The 13,862-nt window shown below is 61.2% G+C and carries 12 protein-coding genes and 1 tRNA gene; 4 read left to right on the plus strand and 9 right to left on the minus strand.

The window, feature by feature from the left end; translation table 11 throughout:
• Positions 1 to 128: 128 nt before the first annotated feature.
• The 3 genes from E2K80_RS10700 to E2K80_RS10710 all read left to right on the plus strand — a co-directional run bounded on the left by E2K80_RS10700 (position 129) and on the right by E2K80_RS10710 (position 5,259).
• On the plus strand, positions 129 to 1,262 hold the full coding sequence (locus tag E2K80_RS10700; RefSeq protein WP_210405367.1) for an alpha-hydroxy acid oxidase: 1,134 nt from the start codon (positions 129 to 131) through the stop codon (positions 1,260 to 1,262).
• A gap of 190 nt (positions 1,263 to 1,452) precedes the next feature.
• On the plus strand, positions 1,453 to 4,890 hold the full coding sequence (locus E2K80_RS10705; RefSeq protein WP_135374998.1) for a pyruvate carboxylase: 3,438 nt from the start codon (positions 1,453 to 1,455) through the stop codon (positions 4,888 to 4,890).
• Positions 4,891 to 5,184: 294 nt separating this feature from the next.
• Positions 5,185 to 5,259: transfer RNA gene (locus E2K80_RS10710), tRNA-Gly, on the plus strand.
• Between the two features lie 132 nt (positions 5,260 to 5,391).
• On the opposite strand, the gene E2K80_RS10715 is transcribed toward E2K80_RS10710, so the two are convergent.
• The 4 genes from E2K80_RS10715 to E2K80_RS10730 form a co-directional block, all read right to left on the minus strand.
• On the minus strand, positions 5,392 to 6,240 hold the full coding sequence (locus tag E2K80_RS10715) for a metal ABC transporter permease (protein ID WP_135374999.1): 849 nt from the start codon (positions 6,238 to 6,240) through the stop codon (positions 5,392 to 5,394).
• On the minus strand, positions 6,237 to 7,136 hold the full coding sequence (locus E2K80_RS10720) for a metal ABC transporter permease (protein WP_135375000.1): 900 nt from the start codon (positions 7,134 to 7,136) through the stop codon (positions 6,237 to 6,239). The genes E2K80_RS10715 and E2K80_RS10720 overlap by 4 nt, the downstream gene beginning before the upstream one ends.
• Positions 7,133 to 8,029 (minus strand): manganese/iron ABC transporter ATP-binding protein, encoded by an 897-nt coding sequence (locus E2K80_RS10725; RefSeq protein WP_135375001.1) that lies wholly within the window; start codon positions 8,027 to 8,029, stop codon positions 7,133 to 7,135. Before E2K80_RS10725 ends, E2K80_RS10720 begins: the two co-directional genes overlap by 4 nt.
• 108 nt (positions 8,030 to 8,137) lie before the next feature.
• Positions 8,138 to 9,052, minus strand: coding sequence for a metal ABC transporter substrate-binding protein (locus E2K80_RS10730; RefSeq protein WP_135375002.1), 915 nt, complete (start codon positions 9,050 to 9,052; stop codon positions 8,138 to 8,140).
• A 102-nt stretch (positions 9,053 to 9,154) separates the two neighbouring features.
• Here E2K80_RS10730 and E2K80_RS10735 point away from each other — a divergent pair, with 102 nt between their 5' ends.
• A complete protein-coding gene (locus E2K80_RS10735; protein ID WP_238475497.1) occupies positions 9,155 to 9,610 on the plus strand; it encodes a Fur family transcriptional regulator in 456 nt (151 codons plus the stop codon).
• Positions 9,611 to 9,756: 146 nt separating this feature from the next.
• Here the strand turns inward: E2K80_RS10735 and E2K80_RS10740 are convergent, their stop codons facing one another.
• The 5 genes from E2K80_RS10740 to E2K80_RS10760 are packed head-to-tail and all read right to left on the minus strand — an operon-like array spanning position 9,757 to position 13,850.
• Complete coding sequence (locus tag E2K80_RS10740; RefSeq protein ID WP_135375003.1) at positions 9,757 to 10,011, minus strand: hypothetical protein; 255 nt, start codon at positions 10,009 to 10,011, stop codon at positions 9,757 to 9,759.
• Positions 10,008 to 10,769 carry a hypothetical protein gene (locus E2K80_RS10745; RefSeq protein ID WP_135375004.1) on the minus strand — a complete coding sequence of 254 codons (762 nt, stop codon included), beginning with the start codon at positions 10,767 to 10,769 and terminating at the stop codon, positions 10,008 to 10,010. Before E2K80_RS10745 ends, E2K80_RS10740 begins: the two co-directional genes overlap by 4 nt.
• On the minus strand, positions 10,769 to 11,869 hold the full coding sequence (locus E2K80_RS10750) for a Rieske 2Fe-2S domain-containing protein (RefSeq protein ID WP_135375005.1): 1,101 nt from the start codon (positions 11,867 to 11,869) through the stop codon (positions 10,769 to 10,771). The genes E2K80_RS10745 and E2K80_RS10750 overlap by 1 nt, the downstream gene beginning before the upstream one ends.
• Positions 11,866 to 12,243 carry a hypothetical protein gene (locus tag E2K80_RS10755; RefSeq protein ID WP_135375006.1) on the minus strand — a complete coding sequence of 126 codons (378 nt, stop codon included), beginning with the start codon at positions 12,241 to 12,243 and terminating at the stop codon, positions 11,866 to 11,868. The genes E2K80_RS10750 and E2K80_RS10755 overlap by 4 nt, the downstream gene beginning before the upstream one ends.
• Positions 12,240 to 13,850: a glutamate synthase-related protein gene (locus E2K80_RS10760; RefSeq protein ID WP_135375007.1), complete on the minus strand. Its 1,611-nt coding sequence runs from the start codon at positions 13,848 to 13,850 to the stop codon at positions 12,240 to 12,242. Before E2K80_RS10760 ends, E2K80_RS10755 begins: the two co-directional genes overlap by 4 nt.
• Positions 13,851 to 13,862 lie beyond the last annotated feature (12 nt).

Below are 13,862 nucleotides of genomic sequence, written 5' to 3' on the forward strand. Positions count from 1 at the left end.
GGGGCCCGGATGCCTCCGGCGGAAGTATTTTTGAGATAGAGAAGCAGGGGACCCGCTATCCCGCGCGCCCTGTCGTGAGCGGTTGATTTTGCTGGACAAGCGGGCGGGGAGCGCATTGGTTGACCCCGATGTCCCTGTCACAGACATACCCGGCCCTGTCCGATCTGAAAGCCCGCGCCCGGCGGCGCATCCCGTATTTTGTGTGGGAATATCTGGACAGCGCGACGGGGGCCGAGACGATCACAGCGCGGAATCGGGCCGCGCTTGATCAGGTGCTGTTCCGCAGTTCGATCCTGCATGGGGAGATGGTGCCGGATCTGTCCACCAGGTTTCTGGGACGCGCGTATCCGGTGCCTTTCGGGATCGCGCCTTTCGGGATGTCGGGGCTGATCTGGCCGGGGGCCGAGCGGCTTTTGGCAGGTCACGGGGCGGCGGCGGGCGTGCCCTATACCCTGTCCACCGTGGCGACCCAGACCCCGGATGCACTGGCCGGTGTGATCGGCGATCAGGGCTGGTTTCAGATGTATCCGCCGCGCGATATGGATATCCGCGCCGATATGCTGCGCCGGGCGCGGGAGGCCGGGTTTCACACGCTGGTTCTGACCGTGGATGTGCCCGCCGCCTCGCGGAGGGAGCGGCAGACCCGTGGCGGGCTGGTCCAGCCGCCGAAGCTGACGCCCCGTCTGGCCATGCAGGTGGCGCGCTGCCCGGTCTGGGCCGCGGGTATGCGGAAAACCGGCCTGCCGCGGATGCGGCTGATGGACAGCTATGCACCCGAGGCGCAGGGCACCCTGCCCTCCACCGCCCATGTGGGCTATCTGCTGCGCACCTCACCGGACTGGGCCTATCTGGCGGATTTGAGAGCCGCCTGGGACGGGTCGCTGATCGTGAAAGGGGTGCTTGATGCGGGCGACGCGGCGCGATTGGGCGATGAAGGGGTGGATGCGATCTGGGTGTCTAACCATGCGGGGCGCCAGTTTGACGGGGCACCGGCCAGCATCAGCGCCCTGCCCGCCATTCGCGCCGCGACGCATCTGCCGGTGATTTTCGACAGTGGCATTGAAGGCGGTCTTGATATCCTGCGCGCCCTGGCGCTTGGGGCGGATTTCGTGATGCTGGGGCGGGCCTGGCATTATGCGCTTGGCGCCCTTGGCCGCGCCGGGCCTGCCCATCTGCACGATATGCTGGCACAGGATATGGTGGCGAATATGGCGCAGATCGGGGCCGTTTCGCTTGCCGATCTGCCGGGGCGCGTCGTTTAAAGCGGTTTGCGTTTTAGATGAGACAGCCCCATCGAAACCCGCGTTCGACCCGAAGGGGAGAGGCAGCGGTTTTCGATACAGATCAAACGCAAACCGCTATCGCCGCTTTCCTTTCGCTGCGTCAGCCCTATTATGCCGCTCTGCAGCATGGGGCCTGATCCCGTGACTTATGACGTTAAAGGAATAACGCATGACCAATTTCAGCAAGATCCTCATCGCCAATCGCGGCGAGATTGCCATTCGCGTGATGCGCGCGGCCAATGAGCTGGGCAAACGCACGGTCGCGGTCTATGCGGAAGAGGACAAGCTGAGCCTGCACCGGTTCAAAGCTGATGAGGCCTATAAGATCGGCGAGGGGCTGGGCCCGGTGGCGGCCTATCTGTCGATCCCCGAAATCATCCGCGTGGCCAAAATGGCGGGCGCGGATGCGATTCATCCCGGCTATGGTCTGCTGTCGGAAAACCCGGATTTCGTCGATGCCTGCACGGCAGCCGGGATCGCCTTTATCGGCCCCAAGGCCGACACCATGCGCGCCCTTGGCGACAAGGCCAGCGCGCGGCGCGTGGCGATTGAGGCCGGGGTTCCGGTGATCCCGGCAACCGAGGTTCTGGGCGAGGATATCAAGGCGATCCGCGCCGAGGCGGAAAAGGTGGGCTATCCGCTGATGCTGAAAGCCTCCTGGGGCGGCGGCGGGCGCGGCATGCGGCCGATCATGGGGCCCGATGAGCTGGAAGAGAAAGTGCGCGAGGGCCGCCGCGAGGCCGAAGCCGCCTTTGGCAATGGCGAGGGGTATCTGGAAAAGATGATCCTGCGCGCGCGCCATGTGGAGGTGCAGATACTGGGCGATCAGCATGGCGATATCTATCACCTGTATGAGCGTGACTGTTCGGTCCAGCGGCGCAATCAGAAAGTGGTGGAACGGGCGCCCGCGCCTTATCTGAGCGATACCCAGCGCGAAGAGATCTGCCGGCTTGGCAAGAAGATCTGCGCGCATGTGAATTACGAATGCGCCGGAACGGTCGAATTCCTGATGGATATGGAGACCGGCGATTTCTATTTCATCGAGGTGAACCCGCGCGTGCAGGTGGAACACACGGTGACCGAGGAGGTGACCGGGATCGACATCGTGCGCGCCCAGATTCTGATTGCCGAGGGCAAGCATCTGGCCAAGGCAACAGGTGTGGCCAGCCAGTATGACGTGAAGCTGGACGGTCACGCGATCCAGTGCCGGGTCACAACCGAAGACCCGACCAATAACTTCATTCCCGATTATGGCCGGATCACCGCTTATCGCGGGGCGACCGGCATGGGCATCCGCCTGGATGGCGGCACCGCCTATTCCGGCGCGGTGATCACACGCTATTACGACTCGCTGCTGGAAAAGGTCACCGCCTGGGCGCCCACGCCCGAAGCCGCGATTGCCCGGATGGACCGGGCCCTGCGCGAGTTTCGCATCCGCGGGGTGTCGACCAATATCGCGTTTGTCGAGAACCTGCTGAAACATCCGACATTTCTGAACTACCAGTACACCACGAAATTCATCGACGAGACGCCGGAACTGTTCGATTTCGCCCCGCGCCGCGACCGGGCCACGAAAATCCTGCGCTATATCGCCGATATCACCGTGAACGGGCACCCGGAAACCGAGGGCCGCCCCCTGCCCGCTGCCGATATCAAACTGCCCCGCGCGCCCGCGCAAAAGGCCGAGCCGACCCCCGGCACACGCAACCTGCTGGACGAAAAGGGCCCGCAGGCGGTGGCCGACTGGATGGCGGAACAGACCCATCTGCTGATCACCGACACCACCATGCGCGACGGGCATCAATCGCTTCTGGCGACGCGGATGCGCTCGATCGACATGATCCGCACAGCACCCGCCTATGCGGCGAACCTGCCGGGGCTGTTCAGCGTCGAATGCTGGGGCGGGGCGACCTTTGATGTGGCCTATCGGTTCCTGCAGGAATGCCCCTGGCAGCGGCTGCGCGATATCCGCCGGTCGATGCCCAATATCATGACGCAAATGCTGCTCAGGGCATCAAACGGGGTGGGCTATACCAACTATCCCGACAATGTGGTGCAAAGCTTCGTGACCCAGGCCGCCATATCCGGTGTCGATCTGTTCCGCGTGTTTGATTCACTCAACTGGGTCGAAAACATGCGCGTGGCGATGGATGCGGTGATCGCGGCGAACAAGGTCTGCGAAGGCACGATCTGCTACACCGGCGACCTGCTGAACCCGGACCGGGCGAAATACGATCTGAAATACTATGTCGAGATGGGCAAGGCGCTGAAAGCGGCGGGCGCCCATGTGCTGGGCCTGAAGGACATGGCGGGTCTTCTGAAACCGGCCTCGGCGCGGATATTGATCAAGGCGCTGAAAGAGGAGGTCGGCCTGCCGATCCATTTCCATACCCATGACACGGCGGGCATCGCCTGCGCCACGATCCTTGCGGCCTCGGAGGCCGGAGTGGATGCGGTGGATTGCGCGATGGATGCGCTGAGCGGCAACACCAGCCAGGCCACGCTTGGCACCGTGGTGGAAGCCCTGAAACATACCGAGCGTGACACCGGGCTGGATATCGGATCCATCCGCGAAATCTCGGATTACTGGGAATATGTGCGCGCCCATTACGCCGCCTTCGAAACCGGTCAGCAGGCCCCGGCATCCGAGGTCTATCTGCATGAGATGCCCGGCGGCCAGTTCACCAATCTCAAGGCGCAGGCGCGTTCTCTGGGGCTGGAGGACCGCTGGCACGAGGTCGCGCAGACCTATGCGGATGTGAACCAGATGTTCGGCGATATCGTGAAGGTCACCCCGTCGTCGAAAGTTGTGGGTGATATGGCGCTGATGATGGTCAGCCAGGGTTTGACCAGGGATCAGGTCGAAGACCCGAAAACCGATGTCGCCTTCCCGGATTCGGTCATCGACATGATGCGCGGCAATCTGGGCCAGCCTGCGGGCGGGTTTCCGGCCGGGATACTGAAAAAGGTTCTGAAAGACGAAAAGCCGCTGACGGATCGCCCGGGCAAACATCTGGAACCGGTCGATCTTGAGTCCACGCGCGCCGAACTGGCAGATGAAACCGGCATGGAAATCGACAATGAAGACCTGAACGGCTATCTGATGTATCCCCGCGTCTTCACCGATTACATCACCCGTCACGCCGATTATGGCCCGGTCCGCACCCTGCCCACGCGCACGTTTTTCTATGGGATGGAACCCGGCGAAGAGGTCGAGGCCGCCATCGACCCGGGCGTCACCCTGGTGATCCGCATGCAGGCGGTGGGTGAGACCAATGAAGAAGGCGAGGCCAAGGTCTTTTTCGAGTTGAACGGCCAGCCCCGGACGATCCGCATTCCAAACCGCAAGGTCGCCGCAAGCACCGCAAAACGCCCCAAGGCTGAAATGGGCAATGCAAACCATATCGGCGCGCCGATGCCCGGGGTTGTGGCCACGGTCGCGGTGCAACCCGGTGCAAAGGTGAAAGAGGGCGATCTGCTGCTGACCATCGAAGCCATGAAGATGGAAACCGGTATCCACGCAGATCGCGACGCGGTGGTGACGGCGGTCCATGTGGCGCCGGGCGGGCAGATTGATGCCAAGGATCTGCTGGTTGAGGTGGAATGATACACCGCAGACGCTCCGGCTTGCATCGCCGCTGATATACACACATTCTGCCCCCAGTTTCAGACCGGGGAGCAACAGATGACATCCAGCCTTCCCGCAACCATGTGCGGCGTGGTTCTGGTCGCCGCCCAGGTCGCCTTTGGCGAAAAGCGCCATATCGGCAAGATCGCCATTCCGGTGGCAGAGACCTGACCCGCCTCGGGAGGCCCCGGGCGCCATGGGATAAAAATCCGCACAAGTGGAAAAAAGCACTTGCGAGCACCGGCTGGTCAAAATAGATACCACCGGCACAGAGCGGGCGTAGCTCAGGGGTAGAGCATAACCTTGCCAAGGTTAGGGTCGTGAGTTCGAATCTCATCGCCCGCTCCAATTTCAAGACTGTCAATCCAACAGTCCGGCACGGGACCGCTCAGGCGGTCCTTTTGCTTTTTGGGGCGCGCGCCCTCATGCCCGGGGCGCAGCCCATGGCAACCTGCTTGCCCGGATCCGGTCGCGCGCGGATCAGCGGGTCGTCGCAATGGTCTGTTGCGATGTCTTATGGGTCACATGCAGCCGCCGCAGGAAGGCAATGATGAAAACCCCCGTCAGGATCAGAACAATCGTCGGGGCAGGCGCACTGTCGATATAGAAGCTTGCATAGCTGCCGAACAGCATTGCGAAAAGACAGACCGCAACCGAGACCAGCAACATCCGGTCAAAGCTGCGCACCATCAGGAAGGCAATCGCCCCCGGGGTGACCAGCAGGGCCACCGCCAGAATCAGGCCGGTGGCGGTCAGCGTGGAGACGATTGTCAGGGACAGCACCGACAGCAGCCCGTAATGCAGCAAACCAGTGCGCAAGCCGCTGGCACGGGCCTGCGCCGGATCGAATGCGTGCAGCAGCAGATCCTTCCATTTCATCACCAGAAACGCGCAGACACCAAGCGAGATCAGGCCCGAGGTCCACAGATCCTGAGACCCGACACCCAGCATATTGCCGAACAGGATATGGTCCAGATGCTGGTTCGTGGTGATCGAGGTATAGAGGATGATCCCGATCCCGAACATGCCCGAGAACACCACCCCCATCACCGTATCCTGTTTCACCCGGCTGTTATAAGACAGGTATCCGGTCAGCAGCGCACAGGTCATGCCGGCGCCGAACGCGCCCAGGATCAGGGGAATACCGGTGATCCAGGCCAGCACCACACCGGGCAACACGGCGTGGCTGACCGCATCCCCCATCAGGGCCCAGCCTTTGAGCACCAGAAAACAGGACAACAAAGCGGTGGGCGGGGCAACAAGTATGGCAATCCAGAAGGCGTTCTGCATGAACACGAACTGAAACGGCTGCAGAAGCGTGTCGATCACGGGCGGACCTCCTCTTGTGTCGCGGCCAGACCAGCGCCGCGCTTTTCCGCCAGCGCCTGAGAGGCCTTGCGGCGGGCGGCCAGCATCCCGTGCTTCGGCGCGAAGACAAATGCCGTCAGGAACAGAAGCGTCTGAAAGGTCACGATCACCCCGCCCGTCGCCCCGTCCAGGAAATAGCTGGCATAGGCGCCGACAAAACTGGTCACGGTTCCGATCAGAACCGAGACGATGATCAGGCGCGGAAAGCGGTCGCACAGCAGATAGGCCGTGGCCCCCGGTGTCACCACCATCGCAATCACCAGAAACGCGCCCACGGTGATCATCGCCGCCACGATGGCCGCGGACAGCAATCCGAAGAACACTGCTTTCAGAAGCTCCGGATAGAGGCCGATAGTACGGGCGTGGTTTTCATCGAAAAAGACAACCATCAGATCCTTCCATTTGGCCAGCAGCACCACCAGCGACACAAAACCGATGATCGCCAGTTGCATGGTGTCTTCCGGCGTGATCGCCAGAATATTGCCCAGAATGATCGTCTGGATGTTGACTGCCATCGGCGACAGCGAGATCAGAAACAGGCCCAGCCCGAAGAAAGACGTGAAAATGATGCCGATGATGACGTCGATTTTAAGCCCTGATCGCCCGGACAGAAACAGCATTGAGCCCGCCGCCAGCCCGCCCGCGATGAACGCGCCAAGCGCAAAGGGCAGGCCCAGTATATAGGCGGCGGCCACCCCGGGGACGACCGAATGGGACAGGGCATCGCCGATCAGCGACCAGCCCTTGAGCATCAGATAGCAGGACAGAAACGCACAGACCCCGCCAACCAGCGACGAAACCCACATCGCATTGAACATGTAGCTATAGCCGAAGGGCTCCAGAAGCGTGCCGATCATGTCTTGCCTTTCGGCTCAGACCGCTCGCTGTAATCCACGAAGGGCCGTTCATCATCGGTGATGATGCGAACCACGCGCGGGTCGTCATCCTCGTGCAGTTCATCCCCACCCAATGTGAAGTGGCGCAACACGCCGCCAAAGGCCTTTTCCAGATTGTCACGCGTAAAGGTTGTCTCTGTCGGTCCGTAGGCCAGCACGGTTCCCTTGACCAGAACGGTGCGGTCGCAAAATTCCGGAACCGAGCCAAGGTTATGGGTTGAGACCAGCATGACGCGGCCTTCATCCTTCAACTCCCGCAGGAGCGCGACAATCTGTTCTTCGGTCTTCACATCCACGCCGGTGAAAGGTTCATCCAGCAGGATCACCTGCCCGTCCTGCGCCAGCGAGCGGGCCAGAAACACGCGTTTGCGCTGCCCGCCGGACAGTTCGCCAATCTGGCGGTGGCGGAAATCCTGCATGTTGACGCGGCGCAGCGCCTCTTCAACAGCGTCATGATCCGCGCGGCGGGGGCGCCGTAAAAATCCCATATGGCCATAGCGGCCCATCATCACCACATCCTCGACCAGCACCGGGAAGGCCCAATCGACCTCTTCGGACTGGGGAACATAGGCGACAAGATTTGCGGCCAGCGCCTCTTTCACGGTCTTGCCCAGCAGCCGGATGTCCCCGCGCGCGGCAGGCACGAACCCCATGATCGCCTTGAACAAGGTTGATTTGCCCGCGCCATTCACACCGACCAGGGCGGTGATGGTGCCCCGTGGTATCTCAAAACTGGCGTCATGCAGGGCTGTGTGACCATTACGGTAGGTCACCGTAACCTCCCGGGCAAGGATACCGCCTGACGGCCCATTGGTATCAATGCTGTGCAATGGCTCGGGGGATTGGTCAAGCATCATGACATCCTTGCTGTTTCGGGGTCTTTGATATCAACGATAAATCATAAACCAACCGCCGTGAACCAGGGCTCACGGCGGCAACACTTGTTAATTGGTCTGTGCGTCTCAGTTCATATTCTCGGTCAGACCATCGGCCACGGTCTGGGCAGTGACACGCAACAAATCAAGATAGGTCGGAACCGGGCCATCCGCCGTGCTGAGACTGTCCACATAAAGAACACCGCCATAGGCTGCCCCGGTTTCACGGGCGACCTGCTCGGCCGGCGATGTGTTGACGGTGCTTTCACAGAACACAACCGGAATGTCATGTTCGTTCACCGCATCAACCACACTGCGCACCTGCTGCGGCGTGCCAACCTGATCGGCATTCATCGGCCACAGATACAGTTCACGCATGCCGAAATCACGGGCAAGATAGCTGAACGCCCCTTCGCAGGTGACCAGCCAGCGCAGATCTTCGGGAATCTCTTCAACCGAAGCCCGAAGCGGCCCGATCGTATCGCGGATCTGCTGCTTATACGCCTCGGCATTGGCCATATAGGTGTCGGCATTGTCCGGGTCATGTTCGGCAAAGGCGGCGGCGATATTGTCGACATAGATCAACGCATTGTCCAAACCCATCCAGGCATGGGGGTTGGGCAGCCCTTCATAGGAACCAGACGCGATGGAAATCGGTACAATCCCGTCAGTCAGCGTCACCGAGGGCAGATCGCCAAGATTGTCCAGGAACTGTTCGAACCACAGTTCAAGATTCATCCCGTTCCACAGGATAAGATCGGCATCGCTGGCGGCGACAATGTCCTGTGGTGTGGGCTCATACCCGTGGATTTCCGCGCCGGGCTGCGTGATCGAAACAACCTCTGCCGCATCACCGGCCACATTCTGCGCCATATCGGCCAGAACCGTGAAGGTTGTTACGACGACAAAATCATCGTCTTCGGCAAGGGCAGAAGAGGCGAGTACCGAAGCAGATGCCAGCGTCGCGGCCAGTACGGCGGATCGCGGTGAGAATCGTATCATTTTTAAACTCCTAATCAGTTAAGACCGGCATACTGTGAATGCGAAGCAGTCGCAAGAGTCAAGCCAAATGAGAATGATACTCATTTTCTTGCTTGCCCGGTGATGACAGGCTATTCATATCTCATGGAGCATTCTGAACCCCCGGCAGAGAAAAACACCGAATATGCCCGGCTTCTGCGTGAAGCCGGGTTGCGGGTGACACAGCAAAGGACTGTGATCATCGCCATTCTTGCAACGGCAGATGATCACCCGAATGCAGATGATGTGTTTGTAAAGGCCCGGCTGCTGGATGACACGGTTTCGGTCGCCACCGTTTACCGGACGATGGCCACCCTTGAAGCGGCTGGGGTCATCCGCAAGCTGACTTTCGAGGACGCGCCCGCCCGCTATGAAATGACGCCGCATAACGACCATGATCATCTGGTGGATATCGACACCGGTGAACTGATCGAGATACCGGCCCATGAAATTGCCCGGCTGCGCGACAAGGCGGCGGCAGAGCTGGGATATGAAATCATCAGCCAGCACACCATCCTGCGCGGGCGGCGAAAATCTTGAAGCCCCCTGCCTAAGGCACCCTGCCTTAAACTTGAATCACAAATACCCTGCCACGCTTCGCGGGTCCGGGACATTTGTGATAAGCGATGTCTCAGGTGTAAGGCAGCATGCTGTAAAAGCCGGTAGCGCCCGCATCCCGAGACGGGTCAGGTCTTTCGGGAGGTCACCCGTTCGGTGAATGACAGCACCAGAAACGTCAGAACAACCCAGATTTGCAGGCTGAAAGGCGCGTAAGGCGTACCGCGCAGCCATAGGCGCACAAGGTCTCCCCCCGGCGGCAGGGCGCGCAGACCAAAAAGACCGGGGCGCGACCACAAGTCAAACGGCCAGAAACGGGACAGGTAGAGCAGCGCCACACCGACAATGACAGCCACCGCAATCCGCAGGAGACGTGCAATCATTCCAGCGCCTCCAGCGTGTCTTCATCCAGAATGAACACCGGCAGATCGCCGCGCAGCGACACCCGCCCCTCTGCCATCACAAGCAGCCCCACATATTCAAGGATGGCGCGGTCAATCGGGGTGCCATCTTCACGTCCCACAAGAAAAAACTCATGCCCCTGCACCGGTTCGGAGGACACGAAAACCGGTGGCACCTCCCCGATCAGGCACAGCGAGGCGCAGGCGCGATGGGCAATCCCGCGCCCCGGCCGCATGGCGCCCGCCAGGCATTTCCCGTCGCAGATTTCGCCGGAAAGCCGCCAGCGCCCCAGATCGGTGGTCTCCACATCGGGCACCTCCCCCTCTGCCGGCATGACACCCTGATTGCCGCCCGCCAGTTGCAGCATGTTCAGATCGCCCCGCTCCAGAACAACGCCCTGCAGGGTGACCAATGCGCCATCAAAATCCGCGACCCGCCCGGCCACGCCGAATTTGCCGCCCCCCGCCAGCATGATCGACTGACCGGCCCCGATATGGTCTGTTCCCTCTGTGACATGCAGCATCGGGTAGGGCACCATTGAGATCACACCGGTCAGAGCCTGGCGCCCGTAATCGAACCGGAACCGGCCCGGCCCCGGATCCTCCTGGGTGGAGCCCACCCCCCAACTGAACAGCGCAAACCCCCAGATCAGAACCGCCGAGACCAGCAGCAGAAACCCGCGCAATCCGGCAGGGACCGGCAGGTAACCCACAAAGAAAGGGCGATCCGGGTCAGACATCACGCAGTCTCCGTTGTCTGTGTTGGTCCTGTCTGTGCCGGCGCCGCCCCGGGTGGGACAGGCACCGGCGCCACATATGTTCCGGGCGGGTTGGGCAGGGTGCGGATAATCACCGCCCCGTCGCTGACCCGCAAATCATAGGTGGGCACTTTTTCGGTAAACGGCTCGGGGGAGCGCCCGGTGGTCACATCATACTGAAACCCGTGCCAGGGGCAGGTGACAAGGCAATCAATGATCCGCCCCTCACCCAATGGGCCGTTCTGATGGGCGCAGGCGTTGGAGATTGCCGACAGTTTATCGGATTGCCGGAACACCGCCACCCGGTCCCCCGAAGACAGGATCGCGACCTTGCCGAACCCTTCGCGCACATCCTCAACCCGGCAGACGGTTTCCCATCCGGGCTCTGCCGCCATTGTCGCGCCCGGGTCGCCCTTGCGGCGATCATGCCAGGCGGCGGCCACATGCAGCCCCACCACCAGCGCCGTGGCCAGACCAAAGCTGATCGCCATGCCCGGGGCATGCATATCCTGCAACACGCCCAGACCGATATGGCCCACCAGGGCCGCATAGGCGGCATAGACAAGGACATGCAGGTTTTTCCAGATCCGCGGCGTCAGGAATTTCATCCAGAAATCATGACTGGTCAGCGCCATGATCCCCAGGCACAGCAAGGTGAACAGACCCAGGATTTCAAAGGGAAACCCGCGCAACCGGGTGAAGGAGATATTGGCCGATAAAAGCGCCTCATACCGATCCACCGGCGAGAAGGAAAAATACCAGCCAAGGACAGAATAGGCATGGGAGAGCGCAATGAAGAACACCATCACCCCGAAATGACGCCGGTTATACAGCAACGGCAGAAACCGGGTGTCGAGCCGCGCCAGAGGACCGATGCACAGGATCACCGTCAGCATGAAAAACCCGCAGGCGCCAAACGCCCGCGCATTGCGGATTTGCGGATTGATCGGTTGTTCATGATTCAGCAGACCGGGGCTGATGAAGATGAAAATCCACAAGAACAGCGCCACGCCGGTCAGCATGATCGCGTCATATATCCATTTATTCGGGTTCCATTGAACCGGAATGTATTTGACGCTCATTGCCCGGCCTCCTGTGGCGGCTCCAGCAGCACCGGGGCGGTCAGTTCGGTCAGGCTCTGGCGCGCGGCCAGTGACGCGATGAAGATCAGCGGGATGATGATGGCCATAACGCACCAGGCCCGGGCGTGGAAACGGCGCGGCGGATGGTGGCGGCGTGTCCAGTCATCGCGACCGGTTTCCAGCACCCACCAGCGCCACAGCACAAGCGGCCAGATCATGATCACCCCCGGGGCGATCAGCGGCCGGAACACATAGGCTCCCCGGGCATCCTCGTCGATCCGCCCCATGCCGATGGTCAGAAAGGCCAGCGCCACGGCGGCCCCGACCCAGAGCCAGATTTTGGTCAGCAGAACAAGGGCGGCGGCCAGTGTCATTGAATACCTCCATAGGCCACGCCCGACAGGTCAGACATCTCGCGTTTCCAGGTGGTCAGGTCGGCGGATGTGAACCCCGACAGATGATCATGCCCACAGGCCCGTGCCATCACCGCCATCAGATGGGTGCTGGCCTCGAAGAAATTCGCCAATTGCCGGGCCGAGCTTTCGACGATGATCCGGCTGGCCAGTTCCGGTTTCTGACTGGCAATGCCGACCGGGCAATTATTGGTGTGGCAGGCCCGCATCGCGATACAGCCGATGGCCTGCATCGCCGCGTTCGACACCGCGATGGCATCGGCGCCAAGGGCCATGGCTTTCACGAAATCCGCCGGTTTTCTGAGCCCCCCGGTGATCACCAGCGTGACATCCTTGCGCTCCGATCGGTCCAGATGCCGCCGGGCCCGGGCAAGCGCCGGAATGGTCGGGACCGAGATATTGTCGCGGAAGATGATCGGCGCCGCGCCCGTGCCGCCCCCGCGCCCGTCAAGGATGATGTAATCAACACCCACAGCAAGAGCCGCGTCGATATCCTGTTCGATATGCTGCGCGGACAGTTTGTACCCGATCGGGATACCACCGGTCCGGTCGCGCAGTTCATCGGCGAAATCCCTGATCTGGGCCGGGTCCGTCCAGTCGGGGAACCGCGACGGGGAAATCGCATCCTGCCCCGGTTCCAGCCCCCGGACCTCGGCAATCTTGCCTTTGACCTTGGAGCCCGGCAGGTGCCCGCCGGTGCCGGTCTTGGCCCCCTGCCCGCCTTTGAAATGGAACGCCTGCACATTGGCCAGCTTGTCCCAGTCAAACCCGAACCGGGCCGAGGCAAGCTCATAGAAATACCGCGTATTTTCCGCCTGTTCCTCGGGCAGCATGCCACCCTCGCCCGAACAGATGCCGGTGCCCGCCATCTCGGCCCCCATCGCAAGCGACAGTTTGGCCGGCTCAGACAGCGCGCCAAAAGACATGTCCGAGACGAAAAGCGGGATTTTCAGGCGCAGGGGTTTCTGGGCATTCGGGCCGATCACCACATCGGTGCCCACCTCTGCATCATCCAGAAGCGGCGGGCGGTGAAGCTGCGCGGTCAGAATCTGGATATCGTCCCATGTGGGCAGTTCATCCCGTGGCACGCCCATCGCATCGACCACCCCGTGATGGCCGGTTTTCGACAATCCGTTCTTCGCATAGGACTGGATCAGCCCGGTATGGGGTTCCTCCGCCGTGCCATGTGACGTGTCCGCATAAAGACCCAGATAGGCATCGCGGTTGAAAGGTTGCGGGTTTTCGGCGGCCCAGGTCGTGATCTCGTCTTCATCGACGCAGATGTCATCGCCCTCCACCCAGCTTTTGAACTTCGGCAGCGCCTCCTCATTGGCATAGGCCGAGACGCCGGTTTCCAGCCGGTAATCCCAGTTATGCACCCCGCAGATCAGGTCTTTGCCGCGCACGAACCCATCGGACATCAACGCGCCCCGGTGCAGACAGCGGCCATAGAAAACCGAAAGCTCCTCATCAAAACGCACGACCACAAGATCAACTTCGCCGACCAGCGCATAAGCGGGGGACCGGTCTGGCAGGTTGGACAGTTTGGCTATTATGGCTTTGGTCATAAGTCCCTCTTC

This window comes from Rhodophyticola sp. CCM32, assembly GCF_004751985.1.
In the GTDB taxonomy this organism is placed as follows: domain Bacteria; phylum Pseudomonadota; class Alphaproteobacteria; order Rhodobacterales; family Rhodobacteraceae; genus Rhodophyticola.